The organism is Sungkyunkwania multivorans, from assembly GCF_042675645.1.
Lineage (GTDB): Bacteria > Bacteroidota > Bacteroidia > Flavobacteriales > Flavobacteriaceae > Sungkyunkwania > Sungkyunkwania multivorans.
Map to the genome: position 1 here is coordinate 22,129 of NZ_JBHTJH010000001.1, position 24,754 is coordinate 46,882.

The window sequence follows — 24,754 nt, forward strand, 5'->3', positions numbered from 1 at the left end:
TTATTATCCATTAATTATGAAGAACATATTACTTTTTATATTCAATTTAGTGGCTTACGTGGGCATTGCCCAATGCACCGACCCGGTAATAACAGATTTTGAGTGTTCTTCACCATCGCATCCTATTACAGGTGCGCTGGTGAACATCGCCAATCCTTTCCCGAGTGGGATAAACAACAGCGCGAATGTTGGCGAATACACGGACAACGGAACAGACGGTTTTGATGCGCTGGTCATTGATTATGGAACACCGATCGACTTATCTACCAACAGTGTTTTGAAGTTAAAATTCTATTCTCCGAGCTCAGTACAAATTCTGGCAAAACTAGAAGGAGGAACACCTATAGAAATCTTTTCTAACTTCAGCGCAGTAAATACGTGGCAAGAATTTTCTTTTGACTTTAGTTCATCGTTAGGTGATGGCAATACAAGAGTAGTACTGTTTTTTAATCCAGGCGTTACGACTTCAACACCTACAGATATCTATTATATAGATGACCTATTATTTGATGCGCCAATTTTACCGCCATGTACAGAACCAGTGATCACGGACTTTGAATGTTCTGCTCCTTCACAACCGATCACGGGTGCCCTGGTAACCGTCGCAAATCCAGCGGTAGGCGGTATTAACTTTAGTGCCAATGTAGGGCAATATACAGATGATGGAACACAGGGCTTTGATGCCATGATCATAGATTATGGGACAGCGATCGATCTTTCTACTGAAAGCATTCTAAAACTTAAGTTCTATTCACCTAGTTCGGTACAAATTCTTGCAAAGTTGGAGGGTGGCACACCTCAGGAAATATATTCAGATTTTAGCTTGGTCAATACATGGCAGGAATTCACTTTTGATTTTAGTGCCTCTGCAGGTAATGGAAACACTAGAGTCGTATTGTTTTTTAATCCTACCGTCACTACAGGGACACCTACCGATATATACTATATAGATGACCTATTTTTTGATTCTACCTTGTCATTGACGGATATCGATCAGCGTGTCGAAAACTTATTGATATATCCAAATCCAGCATTGGATACTGTAAACATAAAACCAGGAGTTGAAATACGGTCTTTTCAAATTATGGACCTGTCTGGCAAAGTCGTTTTAAAAAGCGATAGAACATCAAACGATATTGAAAGCATAAATACAGAGTCACTTCTTAAGGGAGTCTATTTTTTGATCCTTAGAACCCCTTCAATTACACATACAGTAAAGCTTGTCAAGCAATAATAGCTAAAAATAAAAGCGATGAACATCTTCAAATCACTCAAAAAATACGTTGTATTCATTTTTCTCGCAGCCATATCATGTGAAGAAAGTTTACAAGAATTCGATCTTATCAGCATTGTACCATGTACCGATACGAATGTTATTGAGAACCCCTTCATCATTTCAGATTTTGAGTGCCAAAATAACGTGACCATCGAAGATCTATCCATTGTTCGAAACCCAACAGAAACCGGCATAAACACTTCCCTCTTCGTAGGTGAGTATACAGATGGAAGCAGTGCAAATGATGGCTTGACGATCAACTATGGAAGTTCAATAAACCTATCTGAAAATGGTGTGTTCAGATTCAAGCTTAGGTCCCAAATAACTGGAGAGCTTCAAGTTAAACTTCAAAATGATAGTTCTGGGGAGGTAGCCCTTTCTAGCACCGTTTTTGGTGGAGATGGTTGGCAACAGCAAGAATTTGAATTCAATGAGTTTGAAGGTTTTTCTTTCAACAAAATTATCATTGTTTTTAATGCCGGTGTCGAAACCAATGGTGAGGATATATATTACATCGACGACTTGCGATTTGACCCGACTATAGATCCTTGCGAGGATATTGAGGTCGATCTAAGTGTGATCAATGATTTTGAATGCCAACAAAACTATTTTCTTGGTGACCCAAATCAAGGGGATACGGTGGTTCCGATCGTTGACAATCCAAGTATTAGCGGAATTAATACCAGTGAGTCGGTCGGGCAATATACCGACAACGGTACCGAACCATTTGACAACCTGTTAATAGATTTCGGTGAACCGATAGATCTTTCTGCAAACGCACAGTTTAGCATCAAAGTCTTTTCCTCGATTCAAGCACCAGTGATAGCGAAGCTGGAAGGCGGTTCGGCAGATGTTGAGCGTACAGCAACGATACAGGAGGCCAATCAATGGGTCGAATTGACATTTGATTTTACCGAGGCACAAGGTGCCGGAAATACAAGGCTGATCCTATTTTTTAATGCAGGAAATAATAACGGTACGGAAGATGATATTTATTATATCGATGATTTAAGATTTGTTCCTTTTGTGGATGTTTGTGCAGGAGTTGTAACCGATTTGAGCATTATAAGTGACTTTGAGTGTCAGCAAAACTACACGCTCGCGAATGCGAATGGAATTCCGGTTGTAGACAATCCAAATCCTAACGACGTTAACGATAGTGACCTAGTAGGTTCCTATACTGACGATGGTACAGAACCATTCGATTTTTTATTGGTGGATTTTGGGCAACCTTTCGATCTTTCAGGGCGTCCTGAATTAAACATCAAAGTTCTGTCAAGTAGCGCCGTGCCATTAACAGCAAAATTAGAAGGCGGTACGACACCCTTAGAGATAACAGCGAATATCGATGTGGTCGATGAATGGAAAAATTATAAGTTCGACTTTACCTCAGCAATTGGTAGTGATAATACCAGATTGGTAATATTCTTCAATTCTGGGCAAACAGATGGTTCTATCCAAGACATCTATTATATTGACGACATTCGTTTTACAACTGTTGATTGTTCTGAAATTGTTGAAGACTGTACTGGTGTACAACCAGATCTGTCCATTGTCAATGATTTTGATTGCCAACAGAATTATGGCGCATTCGGAGCAGGCTTTATAGTCCAAAATCCAAATATCAGTTGCGAGAACCGTAGTTCTAATGTTGGACAATATACCGATAACGGCACAGATCCTTTTGATGCCTTGATCATTAGTTTCGGACAAGCGATCGATCTGTCTGTCAACAACCAATTCAAAATAAAGGTCTTATCATCTATGGCCGCACCGCTGCTGGCCAAATTAGAGGGAGGAACAACTCCCGTTGAGATCTATCAAGACATTGCAGTAGTGGGTGAATGGACCGAGATAAGTTATGATTTTAGTGTCGCCCAAGGAAATGGAAATACGACGCTTGTCCTGTTTTTCAATGCCGCCGAAACCAACGGAACACTTCAGGATATCTACTATATAGATGATTTAAGATTTGAAGCTCCATAACTAAAGCTTATGATAAATTATTAAACCAAGCTGAATAAAAATTCGGCTAAAAAACCATTAACCATGAAAAAGAAATGTTTTTTTAAAGGCATTATGGCAGTAATGTTTGTTATCTGTACAAACAATGTTTTTGGACAGATCAGCACAAATGACCTACTTCAAGACACTTACGAACTCTATGATTTACAGAGACAGTATAACGGGGTGTATCTCGACTCGAAAATCATCAACGGGACCGATTATCACCCCTGTTCCGTAGCGAATACCGGAGTTGGTCTTATTTCACTCTGTGTTGCCGATAGAGCTGGTTATATAACATACGCAAGGGATCTCGCAAGACAGACCTTAAGAACGATGCTCGGTTATACACCCGACTTTGACCCCGATAGAAACGGCAGCGGTTTTTACAGACACTTCATAGATGTTGATACAGGAAACCAGGCGTGGAACTCGGAGTATAGCTCGATAGATACGGCGCTTTTGGCCATCGGTGCTTTATTTGCCAAAAAATATTTTAACGATAATGAAATTTCAGCCTACGCAGATGAACTATTCTTATCGGTGGATTGGGAAGCTGCCATTGCAAATCCTTCTACAGGGGCGATCTGGAGAGAACTGGATAGTGGTGGTAATGGATTGTCAGGAACGTCAACGCTTCCGTTCAACGAATATATCATTGTCGCTTATTTGGCAATGAAGTCGGAAGGAGGTTCTGGAGGTGCCGGAACGGCAGCTTGGAATGTTTGGCAGCAACTGGGAAATTTTGCAAATTCCAACTATTGGGGTTATGAGCTATTAACGGATGACGCCAGCGGAAATGCCTTTCTTTCAGACTTTACGATCCAATTCCCTTATTACCTCATTTCATGGGCACACAATAGCCCTTCTTATGTAAATTATATGGGTAATATGGCTTCGGCAGACAAGCTTTATTATCAGAATATTTCTGGAAACTACCCAGGTCTAAATGGTTACGAATGGGGACTCGGTGCTGGCAATTCGCCAGGAACCTTCAATGGAATTACCTATACACTCTATGGCTATAATGCCGATAGAATAAACGAACACGCCGCCCATGTGGTCTCACCGCATATTGTTGCGGGCTATATCCCTATAAGACCAAGTGCAAAAACCGATTTACAACAAATGCTTTCAAGTAACAAGGGTATCTATAATTTAAATACCGGGCAACAACTCTTATGGCGTTATAGCTTAGACGAGCCCACCTGGAATTCAGATCAGATCCAGGGCATAGATTATTCGACCATGCTGTATGGTCTAGCAGCGGACCAATTTGGCATTTCATTTTTTTCAAATAATAATGATTATGATTTCCCAGTTGAAAGTTTAAATTCTTCAGGGTCATGTACAGGAAGCGCTTATCAAGTCAATGGGACGGTATTGGGCTCAGAAGGCTCTTGGGACGGTGTTTCTACTAGGGATAAAGCTTTTGATAATAGAAATCGTACCTATTTTTATGGTCCATCGGCCAATGATCAATGGGTTGGCCTGGATCTAGGTAGTTATCAAAACATTAGTTGTATTTTATTTCGACCTAGAAGATACCATGGTCGCCGTATGAGAGGAGGTCAATTTCAAATAAGCCACAATGCAAATTTTGATAATCCAAGAACGATCTATACCGTTCCTACGAATGCCAATTTAGGATTTCGAAACTATTATCTTTCAAGTGGTGGTTCTTCAGAAATTTATGCCAGATACATTAGATATCTTTCTCCTAACAACGGATATGGAAATATTGCAGAAATGAAGGTATATGCAAGATCTAATGCGAGCAACAGAGCTCTGCAGGATGACATTACACTAGAGCAACCCATCGCTGAAAATACAGACACCTCTTTTGATTTTATAGTAAGCCCCAATCCTACGTCCCGACATCTGCAACTTGATTTTTATGTTAAAAAACAAGGCGAGGTTGAATTTGACCTCTTGAGTTCTGAAGGAAGACCGATCAGGTCTTTTTCGAAGAGGTATGGTTCGGATGGCGCAGCGAGCGAGACATTAGACGTGAGCAATTTATCTCAGGGCATCTACTTCATCGCTTTAAGGTCTGCAGGGATGAATTCGGTCAAGAAATTTGTTGTACAAAAATAAATTGTGGTCATGATATTAACCATGTCGTCCATTTTTATAATGTGACACCACATCAAAGAGAACATAGCAGATCCTCGAATACAACCCGAAAACAAAGTTTTCTGATTGTAAACGATGAGTGGTAGGCTATTGGTCCACCTATTCGAAGAACACACTACCAACATGATGAATACACTTTCCCCTTAAGTTATTAGTAGCTTACACCACAACAAAAAACCTTGCAAATCATTGAATTTGCAAGGTTTCATTATTTATAGAAAATCATTCGAATTGATTAATGCTATATGGTTTCAAAAGTCAACAGGATGATTATGAAACCATGCTCATCGAGTACGATGATCTGTTGTAAATGTCTTCCTAGTGGGAAATCATCTTAAAAAGAAGAGTCATCCATTTTCAAGATACCCGCATAGGCACAAAACTATTCTTTCTTTGATCAAGGACAAGATCCGAGATTGTCCAGATAAAAGGTGCCTGCCACATCATCCCCTGGACTTATGAACATCTGAAATCGAATGTATTGTCCAGTCGGCACGAAAGCGGCAAAATCAGGAATTCCAAGCGCTCCATTGGCGTTCCCTGTAAAACCAGCAGTGGCTGTAGCAAAGTCAAATCGGAGCTCTTCCCAGCCAGAACCTGTGTGAATAAGATTCACCTCAGCCTCACGCTCGGTATCGTTATTTGGGTCTTGCTGCACGGTTAGCCTTACAGGCACTTCCACATTGGACCAAAAACTCAATCGAACCACCTTATCTTCTGCACTAAAATCTATTGGTGCGGTCGCTTGAATTCCATAGCCATCAAAATTACCACCACCATCTTGAACTATTTCTAGGACATTAGAGACTTCCGGATTGGCACCTGATGGGTCGGGATTGGTCACCACTTGCAGATCTACCCCATTAAATCCAAAAGAGAACGCCGGATCGTTGCCATTGTCCCACGTTATAGGCGCACTGGCGATCTGTGTACATGGATCAGCAGGAGGTATGACCTCAAACTGTTCCTCAGTCACCAACCCATTCGGAGCTATGGCCCTAATGGTCGCGAAAAAGTTCTCATCTGCTTCGGGATATTCAAATGTAAGTGACTTTTGTATGCCGATAAGTCTTGGCGTATCGCCAGGCAAGCCCGAAAGCACTTCGAATGCCGTTGCTCCAATTGCGGTAGGACTTATGGTCACCGAAAAAGGTGCTACATCATTGTTAAACGCTATATTGGCCTGAATTTCGGTAGGCGCTGGACCTTCCATCAAAATCGCATCAAAATCGCGTTCTCTATCACAAGAGACCAACATGAGCAATGCCATTCCGAGAATAAATTGTCGCATAATCATTTTTGTTTAATTTTACAGAGACAATATAATATAGATACTTCGTTTTGTCATAGGATGAAGATCCTTTGAATGCTGTTTGCAACATTTGATGCTTAAAATGCTACAAATTTTATTTTCATTGGAAATAAAATGCCTTTTATTCGAAGTTCAATTCAACGATCAATGGTAAACTTTCAGGGTCATTTTGGATATGTCAAAAGACTACCAGTTCTTCTTATCTTTTTTTTAGTTTCAACAGCAATACGATCGCAAATAGACTTTAATTCTCTAGAATTTCATGCTGTAGAGAAAAATATTTTCCAAAGACCTATCACCGCGATGGTGATGGACAAACACGGCTTCATTTGGATCGGTACCGACGGTGCAGGGCTCTATAAATATAACGGTTTTTCGTACACCTATTACAGCCATAGTTTAAAGGACGAGAATAGTTTGAACAGCAATTCTATACGCTCCCTGTTCGTTGATCGTTCTGGGCGTGTTTGGGTAGGTACTGACGCGGGCCTATGTATGTATAACGACTGGCAGAACACGTTTAAGCGATTGAATGGTAATGCCGATAATGCCCCACAATATAACTATACCAGCATCTTGTGTTTTGCCGAATATGAAGATCGATTTCTTGTAGGCACCTACGACGGCGTGAAGGAAATAGATACCAAAGAAAACGTACTTAAGGATCATTTGCTTAAAGGAAGTACGGTTCTCGACCTTCAATTTTCAACCAAAGGAAACCTTTATATCGCCACCAACCAAGGTTTGAAGTCTGAGCAATATCACAAGCGCGGTGTCATTGAAGACATGACACTGGAAGGAACCAAGGAGGCTCCAGAAGTAACTAAACTGCATGTAGATGAAAGAGAAAATCTTTGGGTGGGAACCTTAACCAGCGGACTCTTCAAAGGAGACCTCAAAAAGGCAGGCGGGGCGCTTTTAAAATTAAATGTGGTCGAACAAGCGGTGATGGCAATCGCCAGTGGCATGGACCATATACTGGTGGCTGTAGAAAATGAGGGGTTGATCATTCTAGACTCCAACGGCAATATTGTAAAAAATTATAGATATAGCAATAAAGACCCCCAAAGCATTGGCTCGGACTCGGTCTGGTCTATTCTATTCGACAAGGAGAATAGACTGTGGTTGGGTTATTATGAAAATGGCTTAGGCTTTTTTGACAGTCATCATAATAAGTTCGGTATCATTCGAAGCAACAATGCAAAAAACAGTATTCAAACAAATGCTGTAAAGGCATTCGCAAAGACCGAAGAGGGGGACATCTGGATCGCCCAGGTCAATGGCATCGACATTCTGAACACCACCACCGGGAAGATCACGAATGTATTCGGGAAATCGAATTCCGCCTATAGTGGACTTCCAAAAGGCATCTATATAGAAGATATTTTTGTTGACAGCAGTGGCAATACATGGATCGCGACTTGGGGAAATGGTGTTTTTCTCTTGAAAAAAGGGAGCAAGACCTTTTTGAATTTGACCACTACGAATACAAATGGAGTACTTCTTACGAACAAGATTCGCTGTTTTGCCGAAGATGGGTCAGGAAACGTTTGGATGGGCTCTTTTTTGGAGGGGGTCTACTATTATGACCCAAAAATGCAGCGAATAGAAATGCCCAAAGGAAGCTCATATGCCAAATCGGAGTTAACCACGAAGGATGTCAAGGTGCTCTATCACGACAGTAATGGCCAGCTTTGGGTTGGGACCTCGTCGGGGCTGTACCATCTAGAGCGACAACAAGATAATGGCTATAGCGTCATCGCACATAGCAATGCTATTTCCTCAAAATTTGGTGGTCATCCGAGCTCGAATCGTATCTTGGATATTTTTGAAACTCAAGACGGAACGTTGTGGTGTGGCACCAATGGCGGGGGGCTCTTTTCCTATAAGAGAGAAGAGCAAGGTTTTGAACGGCTTGTGCTCAAAGACCATGACCTCACATTTGTAAACGCTATATTTGAGCCAACAAAAAACGAACTTTGGTTGAGTAGCAAGCAAGGCGTTTTAAAGATAGATCGCAACTCCAATGAAGTAGAACGCTTCACGACCAATGATGGGCTTCTCGAAAATTTCTTGATCGATAGGGCCATCATAATGGACGATCATAACAGGATGTATCTGGGTACCAAGAATGGCATCAATGTGATCGAACCTCAGAATATCGTTTATAATCCTTATCTGGCCAAACCTTACCTGAAGGATGTAAAACTATTCAACAAAAAAATAGATCGTAGAGATGAGGACAGTCCACTAGATATCTCGCAAGAAGGCAAGATGATCACCCTCAAACACAATCAAAATGTACTTACCATCGATTACGAGGCCATCAGCTACACGAGACCTGAAAAAAACCAATATGCCTATTTTCTCGAAGGCTTTGAGAAGACTTGGAATTATGTCGGTTCAAAGACCAGCGCTACCTATACCAACCTTTCTTCCGGCGACTATACCTTTCGTCTGAAAGCGGCCAATAACGACGGCAAATGGAATGATGCCTCGGTCATCTTAAAGATCACCGTCTTACCGCCATGGTGGCAAACCATATGGGCATATATATCCTATGCCATTTTATTGATACTGGGTATTTTATCCATCATGTATATCTATAGACGTAGACTTCATGAACTTAATACCTACAGGCTTGAGCGCGAACGCAGAGTGCAAAAAGAGGAACTGCAACAACAGAAGCTTCAGTTTTTCACCAATATTTCCCATGAGTTCAGAACACCACTTACCTTGATAATCAATCCTATTCAAGAATTACTGAACTCGAGGGAAGCCAATATCAATGAATCCGTTCGCCGAAAACATCAGATCATCTATAAAAATGCCGAGCGCCTTTCACGATTGATCAACGAACTAATGGATTTTAGAAAACTTCAATCTAATAAACTGCGGCTAAGAATAAGTAATTTCAACTTGATCGACAGAACCAAGAACATTTTGAGCTTTTTTAATGAGGAAGCAAAACGAAGAGCCATCAATCTAGACCTCAAATACCAAAATAAGAATTTACATGTATGGGCGGACAGCGGCATGCTCGATAAGATATTTTTCAATCTATTGTCCAACGCGTTCAAAGTGACACCCAATGCGGGAAGAATACGCGTAGATATCAAATCGGGAGAAGAAAAAGTACTTCCGCTTATAGACCCAGAAAAGCCCATACCAGTAATTGAAGTACACTTTAGAGATAATGGTCCTGGCATCGACCAAAAGGATTATAAAAAGATATTTAAACGCTTTTATTTGATAAGTGAGCTGAACAAGTCCTACTATGGAAGCACCGGTGTCGGTCTAGAAATGGTGAAAAGCTTTGTCGAACTTCACAAAGGAGCGGTGGAAGTGGAAAGCGAATTGGGAAAAGGCTCTGTATTTAAGGTGATCATTCCAAACGGGAAAGAATTTTTTACGGATTCTGTTTCCCCATCGCAAGTGAAAAAGGATGAACTAATGGTCGTAAACAACAGTGAAACAACACCCTCAAAGGTTTACACCATTGAAGATATTCTTTCCAAAAAACAACTTAAGAAAAAATTATTGGTGGTCGAGGACAATCTCGACCTGCAAGACTACCTGACCTCAATACTAGAAGATGAATATGAGCTGATCGTTGCCTCCGATGGCCAAGAAGGCTGGTTAAAAACCATGGAGCAACGACCAGACATCATCATCAGTGACATCATCATGCCAATAATGGACGGTGTAGACTTTTGCAAAAAACTGAAAGGCGATCCTAGCCTAAGCCATATTCCCGTTGTGATGCTCTCAGCCAAGGACCTTGCCGAAGATCGAATCAGTGCACGCGAAGCAGGTGCTGAAGCATACCTAACAAAACCTTTTTCTACAAAAGAACTTAAGCTGGTCTTAGATCAGTTGATCAAAAAATCGGGAGGTCTCAAAGATCCTGCGGCGAACAGAACGGTGGTTGAGACTGTCGAAAAGGACCTTGACCTGGACAATGAATTCATACAAAAGGTGGTGCACTATATACAAGATAACATCGAAAACCCATCGCTCAATGTAGAGAAATTATCATCACATCTCTGTTTGAGTCGAAGCCAAGTATATCGCAAAATAAAGCTACTTACCAACTTATCCCCCATTGAATTTATAAGGAGAGTACGCCTAGAAAGGTCTCGAACGTTGTTTCAGAATGACAAAAATCTAAACGTAAGTGAAGTAGCCCATAAGGTTGGTTTTCTGTCCGCATCCTATTTTACCGTTTGTTACAAAAAGCAATATGGCGAGCTGCCCAAAAAAAGAAGGTGAACGGCAAAAGCTCAATCTCCTGATCATGGTCTGAAGTGATAACTCGTGCACAGAAAAGTTGCTGTCATTGGCCGTTTACCTCAATTGCAACATTTGAAATATTTATTGCATCAAATAAATTAACACCACTTCTTCCTTACGCATAACTTGCCATCTTAACAACAGTCGACATGCGCTTCGCTTATTTTCCAGAAGATCAATGGCTGAGCTGAAAATCAATTAAACCAACTTGTAAGATGAATGTAAGAAACCTATGTCTCCTTCTTTTATTGACCTCCGTGTCACAAATAATGGGGCAGCAATTAAAAGGTACAGTTTCTAGTAATGATGGTCCGCTACCGGGGGCCACCGTGCTTATCAAAGGCACCTCAACCGGAACCAATACTGATTTTGATGGCAATTATTCCTTAGACAAGGTAAACAATGGGGATGTTTTGGTCTTTTCTTTCGTAGGCTACAAGCCCGAAGAGATCACCTATAATGGCCAAGCGGAAATTAACGTGTCGCTCGAAGAGGATGCGGTAAGCCTCGATGAAGTGGTCATCGTCACCTATGGTACCCAACGCAATACGCCTGTTTCGGTAGTCCGTTCTGATGCCCTAAGCGAATTCCCCACCACCGATCTTGGTCAAGCCTTACAAGGTAGAGCAGCAGGCGTAACCGTCGTTAATGGCGGCTCCCCTGGTTCACAAACATTGATCCAAATTAGAGGGGTAAATACTTTTGGGGACGGAACACCTTTATTCGTTGTCGATGGTGTTTTCACCAATAGTATTAACAGTATCGACCTTTCGAGTATCGAAAAAGTGGATGTTCTAAAGGATGCTGCCTCCTTGGCAGTTTATGGCTCTAGAGGTACCAATGGGGTGGTTTTGATCACCACCAAGAAAGGTAAAGCAGGCAAGGCCACTTTTAGCATAGAAACTTCCGCTGGAATACAAGAATTCAACAGAAGATATGACGTTCTCAACACAGAACAATACATCCAATTCCTCAGAGAGATCAATGCCCTGGCAGGGCAACCCGGTGGCCCGGACTTTCCCATAGCAAGGGTAAACGACGATCCGCTCTTTGATGGTAATGGGGTTGACACCAATTGGCAAGACGCCTATTTCCAACAGGCGCCAATCTATAATATTAACGCCAGCGTCAATGGAGGAAGTGAAAAGGCCCGATTCAATCTTGGTATTTCCAGATTGGAACAAGAAGGTGTTTATGTCGACACACGATTTTCACGAACCACGCTAAATCTAAATACGGATGCCAATATTGGTGATTGGTTAGAGGTAGGTCAAACCCTTTCACTTGGCCACAACCGGACGGTTGCACCAGAATTTGAGGGAGGTCGCGATCCTTTACAGAATATCATTGGGCAAGCGCCATACATTCCTGTCGTAGCTCCAAGTGGTCTCTTTGGAGGAACCAATTCTGATGACCTAAATGATTCGAGAAATCAAATAAGAATTCAGTCTACCCAAGACAACTTGGCAAGATTCTCGTCCGTGATAGGTAGTGTATACACAAAGATCAATTTGGCAAAAGGGCTCTCGCTCAGATCCCAATTCGGACTCAATGCCAATCTATTACTTTTGGACAATCACAGAAGAGCTTATGAGGAAGATGGCGGAAGATTTATAAATCCTATCAACTTTATCGATAAAACGCGTCAAACGGTATCTCAGACCGTTTTTACCAATACCTTGGGATATGATCGAACCTTTGGAAAACATTCGGTAAACGCATCGGCCGTTTTGGAACAAACAAGGATACGATTCGAATCTGCTTCTATCTCGGATAACAACGAATTATCCTCAAATATTCCTGAAGCTTTTTCTCCAAATGCAAGAGCCCTCTCATTTTCCGTGCCAGAAAATTTAAACTCCATACTATTCCTGGCAGGATATAGATTTGATAACCGTTACTCGATAAGCGCCTCGGGAAGACGAGATACCTCTTCGAGATTTGCTCCCGAAAATGCATCGCAATGGTTCTTCTCAGGAGCTTTAGGATGGGATATCTCCAATGAATCCTTTTTCGATGTAGAAGCGATCAATAGTTTAAAATTTAGGGCGAGCTACGGTGAAACAGGTAACAATAGAACCGGTAATGCGGTAAATCAATTCCTACCCACATTAGGACTCAATTTACCCATCTCTCTCGATGACGAAACAGCACCGGGTATCAGCCCCAATAACGCAGCGAATCCCGATCTTCGATGGGAGACCCAGATCAAACAAAATTATGGGTTGAGCATGGGTATCTTGAATGACAGGATCCAGTTTAGCGTGGACTACTTTAAAAACCGAAGTGAAGACCTATTGATTCCTGTAGAGTTACCTTCATCAGCGGGTGTTCCGGGCAACTCGCAAACAGGGTCGACTGTCATTCGAAATGTAGGTATCGTTGACGTAAAAGGTTTAGAGTTTACGCTGGGTTATAATGACTATATAGGTGATTTTAAATGGAATTTTTGGGCGAATCTCACCCGATCCGAAAGTCTTGTTGAAAGCTTGGGAATATCTGGGGAACCGATTGAAAGAGCTAGGCTAAATCCACCTTTTGATTCTGCCCTTAACAGACTGGCCGTTGGAGAGGCTCCTTTCCATTTCTTCGGACTAGTGGCAGACGGTGTTTTTTCTACCCAAGCACAGATCGATAGCGAACTACCTAACAATAGTAGTGCCGCAACACCAGTGCAACCTGGAGATGTCCGATTCTTGGATATCAATGGCGATGGACAAATAACGCTAGAAGACAGACAGGTCATCGGAAATCCAAACCCTGATTTTACCTATGCCATCAATCTCAGAGCTGAGTACAATGGATGGGATTTCGACGTCCTTTTCAATGGCGTCCAAGGTGTCGATGTCTTCAATAGCAATATCTATTATCTAGAAGGTCTGGACAATGGACTCAACTATGGGACCCAAATATTGCGCAGATGGCAAAATCCTGGGGACATCACCGATGTTCCGAGATTTAGATTCGGTTCAAACATAAACAATGAAATTTCAACCAGATATATCGAGGATGGTTCGTATCTTAGATTACGTAATGTTACCATAGGCTATACATTTCCAACCACGATGATCAACAAGTCTGGAAAGGGTATTCTAAAAAAATTACGGTTCTATGTTCAGGGCCAAAACTTGTTGACCTTTACCAAATACACCGGTCTAGATCCGGAAATTGCACCTTTTTATAATGCACAAGGTTTGGTCGATGGCCTTGGTATCGATCGAAGTGCACAACCGAGACCAATAACCGTCTTGAGCGGAATTCAATTAGAATTTTAATTGTTAAAAAATATTCAGATGAAAAGAATTAGTAATCACTTCATAAAAGGTTTGACATTCCTTTTAATTCTGTGCGCAGCTGCTTGCGATGAAGATGTGCCGGTCGAAAATAGGAACGCTCTTAACCCAGAGATATTCTTCGAGTCGCTAAGTCAAGTAGAGGCAGCCGTCAATGCCAGCTATAACCAATTTCAGATCGTCTATCAGCGGAATGGTTATATTTTCCCCGATGCGATGTCCGACGAGGTGGTGTCGAGTGGTGACCCCAACTTTGCGCCATACAATCGATTTGAGTTCAACGCGACCTTAGGTAATATCGCGCAATATTGGACAGCATGCTTCAATGGCGTTGGCGCCTGTAATTTTGTAATTGGCAATGAAGCAAGAATGCGGAATAATGCGGCTTCTAGCGATTTTACCAATGCAGATGTCGATAATGCCTTAGGGCAAGCTTATTTTTTACGTGCGCTATATTATTATCATTTGGTGAAGCGATTCGGTGGAGTTCCACTAAAGCTCGATATTTCCAGGGCCCTGGAAGACACCCCAAGATCTACAGCCGATGAGGTCTACGAACAAATAATCGCTGACCTTCTCTTATCCGTACAGCTTACACAACCAAAAGGAATAACAGAAACGGGGAGAGTTACCAAACAAGCGGCTTACGCATTTTTAGGGAAGGTCTATTTGCATAGGGAACGTTATGCTGACGCCCAAGATGCATTTAGTAATGTTGATAATCATAGCCTATTGCCATTAGAAGAGTATCAGGATAATTTTAATGAGTCTGGAGAACATAATGACGAGTCGATGTTTGAGATCGGATATAATGGAGAGGTTGGTACCGAACAAGAGCGCTGGGCACAAACAGGTATCGGTACTTCTGAGGTCACCTTTCGCTCTCAAGATTACACAGGATGGGCAAACGCAAGACCGTCTGCAAAAGTGATCGCAGAATTCGAAGATAACGATCCAAGGTTGGAACTTGCTATCCTAGAAGACAGCGATAACACCTATGGCCCAGAAGGCGTCTATCAGTTTCCTTGCCCGGGTTGCGTAGGAGGGCCTGTTTGGTACAAGTTCTCACAGCTATATGACAACCAAGATGTTTCGCAAAATAGCGGCGTTAATGTACGTATCATGAGATATGCCGATGTCGTTTTGATGAAGGCCGAAGTAGAGCTGAACCTAGGAAATGATCAAGATGCGATCGACCTATTGAATGAGATCAGAGATCGTGCAGAAATGCCTCGATATGGTACGGCCATTATGGATGCCCGAGGTTTCCCTGTAAATACACCCGAACAGATCTTTAGAGCGATCGTACATGAACGGTTTGTAGAGCTCTGCGGCGAACAACAACGCTTCGACGACTTGGTGCGGTGGGATTTGGACGACCAGGAACTTTCTATTTTCCCTGATGAGAATTTTGACAACCCCGCGCTTCAAACAGTAAGAGCTTACGATCCAAGCGTTCATCGCGTCATGCCAATCCCACAGAACGAAATTGATGCAAATACACAAATTGGAGCAGGTGACCAGAATCCTGGTTATTAAGCTTTGAATTAGCAATTGTCTAAATGAGCGGAAATTTCTTTTCGCTCATTTTTTCTTTATCTTCATTATCTATAAAGAATGACCAATAAAATGCATAAACAAATAAGAATAGCGTTGAGGCTCACCAAGGCATTGCTCGTTCTTATCATGATCGGTTGCCAAACTAGTGAAAAGGATGAGAAAAATCCGTCTAAAAAAACCGAGGAAGTAAAGATCTTCGCCAAACTCGTTGCAGAGAATACAGGTATAACTTTCGAAAATACCCTAAGCGAAACAGATACACTCAATTACTTTACCTACCCCTATATTTATATGGGAGGAGGCGTCGCTGCTGGGGATATCAATAATGACGGCCTTACCGATATTTTTTTTACAGGAAATATGGTTTCCAATAGGTTGTACCTCAATAAGGGCAACTTGACCTTTGAGGACATCACCACAGCCGCTGGGCTTGGCGGCGACCATCGATGGTACACGGGAACAACGATGGCCGATGTAAATGGAGACGGGCTTTTGGATATATATTGCCTTGTAGCTGGCCAGTCTGGAAACAAACAAAATCAACTTTTCATAAATAATGGTGATAATACCTTTGAGGAGCGAGCAGCCGATTTTGGCTTGAATGATGCTGGAAATAGCGTAGATGCCACTTTTTTTGATTTCGACAATGACGGGGACTTGGATGTATACGTGGCCAACTACCCAGTTACCCCTTTCGAATACAACAGCTTCCATTACAAAATGAGAATGGATCGGGTGACCGATTTAGAGACGGATAATCTATATAGGAATGATGGGGAGCGTTTTACCAAGATCACCGAAGATGCAGGAGTAAAATTGTATAGCCTGTCATTGAGTGTTACAGCATCCGACCTTAATGACGATGGTTGGACCGACCTTTACATATCTAATGATTTCGGTACTCCAGATTGCTTGTACATCAATCAAAAAGATGGAACCTTTAAAAATGAGATCAAGAATGCCACTGCACATACGTCTTTCTATGGAATGGGAGTGGATATCGCCGATTTCAATAATGATGGACTCCTAGATATTGTTCAAATGGACATGGATGCCGCCTCCAATAGACGATCAAAGGCCAACATGGCCAGCATGAATCCCGAGCTATTCGAAAATATTGAAAGAGTCGGATTCCATTACCAATACATGCAAAACACCTTGCAACTAAATACGGGATATTCTCAACAGGGTGTTCCAAAACTGAAGGACATTTCTCGATTGGCGGGTATTTCGTCCACAGATTGGAGCTGGGCACCGCTGTTGGCAGATTTTGACAATGATGGCCATAAAGACCTGTTCGTTTCCAATGGTACGCGCAGAGAGATCAATAACAAGGATTATTTCGAAAGCCTTAAAGGAGAGAAAAAGCATAAAGATAGCTTGCTGATCAAAAGCCTTAGGATCCCTTCAGAGCCTATTGATAACTATATGTTCAAAAACAATGGTGACCTCACATTTACAAAAAGCAACGCTGAATGGGGTATTGAAGACAAAGGCTTTTCCAATGGTGCCACCTATGCAGATCTAGATAATGACGGCGACCTAGAACTCATCATTAACAATATCGACAAACAGGCATCCATTTTTCAAAATCAGAGCGCCACCTTTAACAACCATCTTAAAATAGCGCTTAAGGGCGATTCAAAAAACACATATGGGATAGGTGCAAAAGTTCGAATATACCATGGCGATGAGCAACAGGTACAAGAAGTTTCTTTAAGCCGAGGCTTCCAATCTTCGGTAGCACCACAGCTTCACTTTGGCCTTGGCAAAGATGAAATGGTAGATAGTCTTGTCGTCCTATGGCCTAATCAAAAGATACAGCGATTGACAAAGATTGCCGCGAACAGCGATTTAATGCTCGATGCGCAACTCGCCGGAGAAAAGAAAATAGATACACCAAAAATCGTAGCCCAGCTTTTTCAGAGTGATTCGGATACCTTGGCGCTCTATAAACACAAAGAGAACACCTACGATGACTTTAAAAATGAAATTCTCTTACCGCATAAGACCTCCAGATTTGGCCCAGGCATTTCGGTGGGTGATCTAAACGGTGATGGCTTGGACGATTTTTATATCGGCGCGGCGTCTAAATATCCAGGCGGGCTGTTCTTCCAAACAAAAGAGGGTTCATTCGAACAACAAAAGCTAAAGATCTTACTAAAAGATAGAATGCATGAAGACATAGGGTCCCTTATTTTTGATGCTGATAACGACGGAGACAACGACCTTTATATCGTAAGCGGCGGCAACGAGTTTGGTCCAAGAGCAAAGTTGCTCCAGGATAGACTTTATGTTAATCAAGGGGATGGTAACTTTGTGAAAAGCAACAATGCCTTACCTCCTATTTTCGAAAGTGGTGGCAGAGTGTATGCCTGCGATTTTGATAAAGATGGTGACCAAGACCTATTTGTCGGTAGCAGACTGATCCCAGGGAACTACCCCTATCCAGCCAATAGTTACATTCTAGAGAATGTGAGCACCCCAGGTAAGCCGCGATTCATCAATGTCACACAAACGATCGCACCTGGTTTGAACAAACTAGGTTTGGTGACCTCAGCACAATGGATGGACTATGACAACGACGGTTGGAAAGATCTGGCGATCGCCGGGGAATGGATGAACATCAGGCTTTTCAAAAATACTGGCAAGGAGCTTAAAGAGGTCACAAAAAAGGTTGGTTTAGAGCAGACTGCTGGTTGGTGGTTCAGTTTAAAGGCAAACGACATCGACCAGGATGGTGATATTGACCTCATCGCTGGAAATCTTGGGGATAACTATAAGTACAAGGCAAATGGTAGCGAGACCTTTGATGTCTATTTGAATGATTTTGATGGAAATAACTCCAATGATATTGTATTGAGCTATTATAACGAGGGTGAACAATATCCGGTGAGAGGTAGAGAATGTTCTTCACAGCAAATGCCCAACATAAAGAAGAAGTTCAAGAATTATGATGCCTTTTCTAAAGCCACTTTAGTGGATGTCTATGACGAGGATAAGCTGGAAAACAGTATCCACTATCAAATATCATCATTCAAAAGTGCGGTCTTTTACAATGAAAATGGAAAATTTATAAGAAAGGACCTGCCAATAAAAGCACAGATGGCTCCGACAAATCAAATCCTGGTCGCGGATTTTGACCTCGACGGCAAGAAAGATATGATATTTGGTGGCAATCTATATGCCTCTGAGGTAGAAACACCGAGGGCTGATGCGGGTCATGGCGTATTTTTAAAAGGGACCAACGACAACCTATTTGTGGTACCTCCGGTTAAAGAAACGGGACTCTTTATGGACGGGGATGTGAAAGACCTAGCTACAATTACCATCAAAGGCAAACCTTACATCCTAGTGGCGCAGAACAACGATTTCTTAAAATTTATCGCAATTACCAATAACGTAACCTTTTAGAGAAAACTCACTAATAAGTCTGACACAAGATTCTCGGAAGGTCTTCTATTTACAAACACGATCGGACCAGAGATTTTTGAAGTTAGCAGCGCTTGTGCGTCTTACTATTCATAGGCCGCAACGATCACATCGGCGATTTCAACAAATGGCCAACTCAAAGTTCGTCGGTCAAATATGGCGAGCCCATCGTTAGAAACACCGCTATTGCCATTGTCCCACCACACGCTTGAAATACCCCTGTTAGCGGCACTATTAGCGTAGAAAGTCGCATGCGCTAGGCGATCTTCAAAATTATTCTGATTTCCAGAACTCCACTCGCCCAATACCACAGCCTTTCCATTATCGACAAATTTTGACTTGATCCGGTCCATTTCGGCAGTTAATTGAGCCTTGTCCTCATCAGTGCCCCAAGTCGCATCAGTGCCCTCTAGCGTAAACGGAAATGGAAAGTATGAGTGCAGCGAAACAATTGTATTTTGATCGTTATTAGGTATTACCAAAGCATTCATGGCAATTGGTAAGGTGCTTGCTGCGTAGGTAGAGATCATGAGCTTTCGCAAACTATTGTTACCTCCGGTCGCTCTTATCGCATCGAGTGCTGTCTTATGATATTGATTGACCATGTCTCTTCCCTCCGCGGTTCCTCCTGTCCACTCCTCGGGGCTATCTTCATAGCGAGGTTCGTTCAAGGTCTCAAAAATAACATAGTCACTGTAGTTCTTAAATCTGTTTGCGACCTGTGTCCATAATTTGGAAAGTCGGGCTTTCACCTCGTCCCCTTTAGGATAGGTTGGAATGATCCAAGGATCATCATGATGCACATTGATGATCACATACATATTATTGGCTCTCCCGTAGTTGACGACCTCCTCCACACGATCCAACCAGGACTTCTCTATGATGTAATTGGGGGCAGGACCCTGATGAAAACGCCAGGTCACTGGAACGCGAATGGTGTTGAATCCTCTTTCGGCAACCTTATCGATCATTTGCCTCGTTGTAACAGGATTTCCCCAAACAGTTTCGTTCTCGCCTTCCACATCCAAGCTGTTCCCCAAATTCCATCCCATCTTCATTTCAGAAACCATTTCTATGGGAGAGATCTCGCGCATAGCACCATCATCGAACGTACTCACAATCACATTCCCTTCATTGGGTATCATCGTTACATTTACCTGATCTGAACTACAGGAAATAATAAGGATCAATAATATATAAACACTGGTAAAACACTTCATTTTCAAACAGTTTTATTTCAAAATTAGCTAAAACGAGTCTCAAGCGAGCGACAAGAATGATGTAAAAGCTAGATGAAATGTTGCATGTATCACCAATAATTATCTGGTGATACTGAATCCTTTGATTCTACTGGTGTCTTTACGACAACTTTGTCATTACTATAAACAATAAAGGCATTTGGCATCTCTTCTCCTTCAAGGCGACTTTATTTGACACTGAACAGACCTTAGACTTCCGCCACGATACCATAGCTAATGCACCTTTGAGCTCCTTTTCCGAGAACTTCACCTTTATCTCACGAAAAGGTCAATATTTCCACCGAATGAGCTAGCACTATTGCTTGTATATCATTTAATTGAAGTTGAAAAAAATATCATGGTAAGCAAAGAATATATTTTTCGGTTTTTAAGGGATCTAAGAAAGAACAATAGCAAAGACTGGATGGACGAACATCGCGACCGCTATGAGACCGCAAAGGAACGATGGATCGAAGAAGTAAGCAATATCCTAGAGCGGCTCTCAAGGCATAACGCAGAGTTTGATCGCGTAGACCCAAAAAAGACGATCGAGCGAATCAATAACAATTTGTTATATCATCCAAATAAACCAACCTACAAACATCATTTTGGATGTGAGGCTCTTGGAAAGAAGGGAAATGGTACCCTATACATTTCAATCGGACCCTCAAGGTCATTCGTTGGTGGCGGCATTCACAACCCATCTAAAGAAGACCTTGATAACCTTAGAGAGGCCATTGACTACAATGGCGAAGAGCTGCGCAAGATCATTGACTCAAAAGATATTCAAGATTATTTTGGTGGCCTTACAGAAGATGATCAAAAGCTCAAAACCGCTCCACGAGGCTACGATCAAGACCATGAGCATATCGAATTGTTGCGACGGAAGGACTTTACGGTGATGAAACAATTGACAGAGGAAGAGGTTACCGGAGACCATTTTATAGATATCGTTGAAGAAGCCCATTTGAAGATGAGACCTTTCAATTCCTATCTTCAAGAGGCGTTGGGCAAATAAGAAGCTGTAAACTGCGTGAACATGATCGTCTAGATATAGAGGTCACTCCTGCTCCAACTTCTCAAAATACCCATCGAGGTACGACAGTCTTTTTTTTAACCAATCTTTCAGATAGGTCAAATGCGCTTCGTTTGACTGATCAGAAGGCCAAATCAAACCTTCTCTTTCATATACCTTATTGCTCTCGAAGGTTTGGTACAGTTTGTCGATCTCTCCAAGCAAGGATTCATTGCTAAAAACAGTCGCTCGTAGCGCTTTCCACCTACTTACCAATCTATATTTATAATCGTTCGGGTTTTCCTTGATGAGCCTATCAAATAATCCGTTGCTCAATACATCATCCGTTGTGGAAATGCGACGCCCGTCTATAATAGTACCCAAAACACCATCTAAATCCCATGGCACGATAAAATAAGGACCACTTATATCATATCTGGCCACAAACAGATTTTTACCCAAATTATCCGTTGCACGCAGCATATTGACAAAAAGGAAGTAATCGATCACATTATCTAAGTGAACGTACTGATCGATTCGCGCAGCAAATACATCAGATTCTGAATTGACCACAAAATCGGTAAAGGCATGTAAATTATTCCAATAGTATTTATAATTGACCAGCGGATAACTCATTTCATAACCGCCCCAATAGGGAGATCTGTTGTCAAAATCAGGTGCTTTTTTGAATTCGGGAGCACCTCCATATCGCACGGCTTTAAAAAGTTCTCCTCTTGGTTGATCGTTCTCTGGCTCCTTTAGTTGGAGAAGCTTCCTGTCAACATCTTCTGTCAAAGTAAAGAGGCCTTGATATTCATTATTCAAAAATACCTCAACGAAGCGCATATCGATACCGCTCTTTGCTTCAGGTTCCTGCTGTATGTAGTAAGGTTCATGTATCGATAGCCATAATTTGGAGGCGAGATAAGAACGCAGTCTCAGAGGTTCGTCATAGAGTCCGTCCAAGATCCAATCGTCATCGCTTCGCAGCTTTTTAAATTGGAGGTCGACATTTTCCTTACCCCATTTATCCTTCCAGAACTCGAGGTCGTAGTTCTTCTTTGGAAAGCCCAAAGAGATATTCCCACGCAATTCGATTCCCACAATTTGTTCAATCGTTTGCTTTTGGTCGGCGAAATAGAACTGCGCCATTTTTTTTGGTTCATTGACGATGGCATCTTTGATGGTGATGGAGATCACCGGTAATTGGGTGATGTAGAGCGCATAGCCCTCTTCATTTTGAAATCTTTGCGAATAGCTTAGACTATCAGAGGGAATATTGAACTTATATGTATCTCCAAAACGTATTGAAAAACTGGAATGAGCCTGTTTTAAAGAATCCGTGATCTCAATGTTCCAGATGATCAATTTGTGTGCAGTGTCAATACCAAAACTATGCTGAGTTGGTACGATCTCTTTCCCGATTTGTGAACGTGCGTCACGACTGAAAAGCATGAAGGTCAACAAAAGAAATAAAGGATACCGTCTTGGCATGATCACAGGATGATAAGGTAATAGTTACGTTCAAATTTACGCATATTTGTCCTTTGCCAACCGCACGTAGATCGATGGCCAACATTTGAGCTGAAGTACAAGCTGCTACTTTCACTTTGTGCTATACCCATGAAAAATATTTCTTTTTAATGGCTTGTTCATTTTCCTCTAGGTAAGCGATAAAGGCCTTGGCAGCGGGAGATAGTTTCTTGTTTGTTAACCAAACGATGTTCCATTGGGTATGAATCGGCAATCCTTTATATGGAATAACGGTAATATCCCCTTGTTCTACAGCATTTCGTATACCGATCATCGGCATTATCGAATATCCCAAACCCGCGATGACCGCCTGCTTTAAGGCCTCATTGGACGTTAGCTCAATTTTCTTTGCTACAGGAAAATTCTTCTCATAGATGAATGCTTCCATAGCATTGCGCGTGGCAGAACCCTTTTCTCTGAAGAGGAGTGGCTGTTCTTTGAAAATAGTTTCTTTCTTGCCCTTTCTGTTTCGCTCACGTTCCGAGCCACCGACCAAATACAGGCTGTTCTTTAGCAATGGCAATTGCTGAAGCGAAAGATTTTCTGGCAATACCGATACCAAAGCGAAATCCACACGATTTTCCTCTAAGTCACGTACTACCTTTTGCTTATTGGTCACATCCATATTAAAATCAATCCCTGGATGCATGTTAACAAAACCTGATAAATAATAGGGCATCACATACTTACCTGTAGAAACTACGGAGATAGATAATTTCCCCGCCAGCTTTCCTTGATACTCCTTGGTTCTATAATCGATGGTGGCCACCTCGTCCAGAATCCTTCTGGCAGCCTTCGCAATATCCTCTCCGAAAGCTGTGACATATAGTTGTCTTCCTATGACTTCTGTAAGAGGTAACGGAAATTGATCCTGGAATTTCTTCAACTGAATCGAAACGGCAGGCTGGGTTAGGAATAATGCTTCGGAAGCTTTGGTAATACTTCGTTTCTCTACGATCTCGAGAAAAATCTGAAGTTGGTGCAAGGTGTAATTCATAAATAGTGTTTATGTTTAAAATAATAAAAATAAATAAAAATATATGAATTTTTCCTCTGACATTTGCATAGAAAACGAAAAGAAATGTCAAAAACTATCCCGCTTCTACAAGACAAAAGATCTCTAAAAAGACCAATTATGATTTTTAGTAGTGCAGAAACACTTTCGTTCAGAATTCATAAGAAATGGCTATTAAATATCACGAGAAGGTTAGTATCGCTAGCTGTCGCGCTATCCTATCTATTGGTCGTTTGGATTAGCTATTCCTCCAACTCGGAGACCTTTTGGCCCCTTGTGAAAGCGGGAACTGTTTTAGCATTATTACTCATTTATGTCCTATTAGACAAAACAATAAACTAAGAAATTATGGAAACAACTAAAGTACTTCACAAAGTTCAACTGGTAGATGGCATGTTTACGCCTTCGGAAGCATCAGATGTTATCAACAACCTTATCGATGTAAAGATCAACTTCCACAAGCTACATAGACTATCCATGCGTGAAGGAGATGAACATTGCAACACGAGCTATGACGATGGTCGTCTTTCTCAGCTACTTGCAGAAAAAGAAGAATTCAAAGCAGTCTATCGCGAGGCCAAACTTTCTGGAAAAACGGTACGTATCAATGGAATCATTAATGTAGAAATCAGCGATCATTAAATTCA

General features: G+C 41.8%; 13 protein-coding genes. 9 read left to right on the forward strand and 4 right to left on the reverse strand.

The window, feature by feature from the left end; translation table 11 throughout:
- Positions 1 to 16: 16 nt before the first annotated feature.
- The 3 genes from ACFQ1M_RS00090 to ACFQ1M_RS00100 all read left to right on the forward strand — a co-directional run bounded on the left by ACFQ1M_RS00090 (position 17) and on the right by ACFQ1M_RS00100 (position 5,377).
- The gene (locus tag ACFQ1M_RS00090; RefSeq protein ID WP_386402102.1) at positions 17 to 1,234 is read left to right on the forward strand and encodes a T9SS type A sorting domain-containing protein; all 1,218 of its coding nucleotides are present in this window, start codon (positions 17 to 19) and stop codon (positions 1,232 to 1,234) included.
- Between the two features lie 18 nt (positions 1,235 to 1,252).
- Positions 1,253 to 3,262 (forward strand): hypothetical protein, encoded by a 2,010-nt coding sequence (locus ACFQ1M_RS00095; RefSeq protein WP_386402104.1) that lies wholly within the window; start codon positions 1,253 to 1,255, stop codon positions 3,260 to 3,262.
- 63 nt (positions 3,263 to 3,325) lie between these two features.
- Positions 3,326 to 5,377 (forward strand): T9SS type A sorting domain-containing protein, encoded by a 2,052-nt coding sequence (locus ACFQ1M_RS00100; protein WP_386402106.1) that lies wholly within the window; start codon positions 3,326 to 3,328, stop codon positions 5,375 to 5,377.
- Positions 5,378 to 5,813: 436 nt separating this feature from the next.
- Here ACFQ1M_RS00100 and ACFQ1M_RS00105 read toward each other — a convergent pair whose 3' ends face one another.
- Positions 5,814 to 6,707: a hypothetical protein gene (locus ACFQ1M_RS00105; protein ID WP_386402109.1), complete on the reverse strand. Its 894-nt coding sequence runs from the start codon at positions 6,705 to 6,707 to the stop codon at positions 5,814 to 5,816.
- 168 nt (positions 6,708 to 6,875) lie between these two features.
- Here ACFQ1M_RS00105 and ACFQ1M_RS00110 point away from each other — a divergent pair, with 168 nt between their 5' ends.
- From ACFQ1M_RS00110 to ACFQ1M_RS00125, 4 genes are all read left to right on the forward strand, one after another.
- Positions 6,876 to 11,000: a hybrid sensor histidine kinase/response regulator transcription factor gene (locus ACFQ1M_RS00110; RefSeq protein ID WP_386402112.1), complete on the forward strand. Its 4,125-nt coding sequence runs from the start codon at positions 6,876 to 6,878 to the stop codon at positions 10,998 to 11,000.
- A gap of 236 nt (positions 11,001 to 11,236) precedes the next feature.
- Complete coding sequence (locus ACFQ1M_RS00115) at positions 11,237 to 14,296, forward strand: SusC/RagA family TonB-linked outer membrane protein (RefSeq protein ID WP_386402115.1); 3,060 nt, start codon at positions 11,237 to 11,239, stop codon at positions 14,294 to 14,296.
- Positions 14,297 to 14,314: 18 nt separating this feature from the next.
- Positions 14,315 to 15,853: a RagB/SusD family nutrient uptake outer membrane protein gene (locus ACFQ1M_RS00120; RefSeq protein ID WP_386402118.1), complete on the forward strand. Its 1,539-nt coding sequence runs from the start codon at positions 14,315 to 14,317 to the stop codon at positions 15,851 to 15,853.
- Positions 15,854 to 15,931: 78 nt separating this feature from the next.
- On the forward strand, positions 15,932 to 19,288 hold the full coding sequence (locus ACFQ1M_RS00125; protein ID WP_386402121.1) for an FG-GAP-like repeat-containing protein: 3,357 nt from the start codon (positions 15,932 to 15,934) through the stop codon (positions 19,286 to 19,288).
- Between the two features lie 104 nt (positions 19,289 to 19,392).
- Here ACFQ1M_RS00125 and ACFQ1M_RS00130 read toward each other — a convergent pair whose 3' ends face one another.
- Positions 19,393 to 20,526, reverse strand: a complete 1,134-nt coding sequence (locus ACFQ1M_RS00130; RefSeq protein WP_386402124.1) for a glycoside hydrolase family 5 protein — start codon at positions 20,524 to 20,526, stop codon at positions 19,393 to 19,395.
- Between the two features lie 376 nt (positions 20,527 to 20,902).
- Here ACFQ1M_RS00130 and ACFQ1M_RS00135 point away from each other — a divergent pair, with 376 nt between their 5' ends.
- On the forward strand, positions 20,903 to 21,562 hold the full coding sequence (locus ACFQ1M_RS00135) for a DUF2461 domain-containing protein (RefSeq protein WP_386402127.1): 660 nt from the start codon (positions 20,903 to 20,905) through the stop codon (positions 21,560 to 21,562).
- Positions 21,563 to 21,604: 42 nt separating this feature from the next.
- On the opposite strand, the gene ACFQ1M_RS00140 is transcribed toward ACFQ1M_RS00135, so the two are convergent.
- Entirely contained in the window at positions 21,605 to 23,053 is a 1,449-nt protein-coding gene (locus ACFQ1M_RS00140) for a CotH kinase family protein (RefSeq protein ID WP_386402130.1), read from the reverse strand.
- 121 nt (positions 23,054 to 23,174) lie between these two features.
- Positions 23,175 to 24,089, reverse strand: a complete 915-nt coding sequence (locus tag ACFQ1M_RS00145; protein WP_386402133.1) for a LysR family transcriptional regulator — start codon at positions 24,087 to 24,089, stop codon at positions 23,175 to 23,177.
- Positions 24,090 to 24,455: 366 nt separating this feature from the next.
- Here ACFQ1M_RS00145 and ACFQ1M_RS00150 point away from each other — a divergent pair, with 366 nt between their 5' ends.
- Entirely contained in the window at positions 24,456 to 24,749 is a 294-nt protein-coding gene (locus ACFQ1M_RS00150) for a hypothetical protein (RefSeq protein WP_386402136.1), read from the forward strand.
- The last annotated feature ends 5 nt before the right edge of the window (positions 24,750 to 24,754 follow it).

Bases quoted from the DNA above. Each gene is read 5' to 3' on its own strand.
- ACFQ1M_RS00125 (WP_386402121.1), top strand. From the start codon at position 15,932: ATGACCAATAAAATGCATAAACAAATAAGAATAGCGTTGAGGCTCACC.
- ACFQ1M_RS00105 (WP_386402109.1), bottom strand. From the start codon at position 6,707: ATGCGACAATTTATTCTCGGAATGGCATTGCTCATGTTGGTCTCTTGT.
- ACFQ1M_RS00130 (WP_386402124.1), bottom strand. From the start codon at position 20,526: ATGAAGTGTTTTACCAGTGTTTATATATTATTGATCCTTATTATTTCC.
- ACFQ1M_RS00140 (WP_386402130.1), bottom strand. From the start codon at position 23,053: ATGCCAAGACGGTATCCTTTATTTCTTTTGTTGACCTTCATGCTTTTC.
- ACFQ1M_RS00135 (WP_386402127.1), top strand. From the start codon at position 20,903: ATGGTAAGCAAAGAATATATTTTTCGGTTTTTAAGGGATCTAAGAAAG.
- ACFQ1M_RS00090 (WP_386402102.1), top strand. From the start codon at position 17: ATGAAGAACATATTACTTTTTATATTCAATTTAGTGGCTTACGTGGGC.
- ACFQ1M_RS00115 (WP_386402115.1), top strand. From the start codon at position 11,237: ATGAATGTAAGAAACCTATGTCTCCTTCTTTTATTGACCTCCGTGTCA.
- ACFQ1M_RS00150 (WP_386402136.1), top strand. From the start codon at position 24,456: ATGGAAACAACTAAAGTACTTCACAAAGTTCAACTGGTAGATGGCATG.
- ACFQ1M_RS00100 (WP_386402106.1), top strand. From the start codon at position 3,326: ATGAAAAAGAAATGTTTTTTTAAAGGCATTATGGCAGTAATGTTTGTT.
- ACFQ1M_RS00120 (WP_386402118.1), top strand. From the start codon at position 14,315: ATGAAAAGAATTAGTAATCACTTCATAAAAGGTTTGACATTCCTTTTA.
- ACFQ1M_RS00110 (WP_386402112.1), top strand. From the start codon at position 6,876: ATGGTAAACTTTCAGGGTCATTTTGGATATGTCAAAAGACTACCAGTT.
- ACFQ1M_RS00145 (WP_386402133.1), bottom strand. From the start codon at position 24,089: ATGAATTACACCTTGCACCAACTTCAGATTTTTCTCGAGATCGTAGAG.
- ACFQ1M_RS00095 (WP_386402104.1), top strand. From the start codon at position 1,253: ATGAACATCTTCAAATCACTCAAAAAATACGTTGTATTCATTTTTCTC.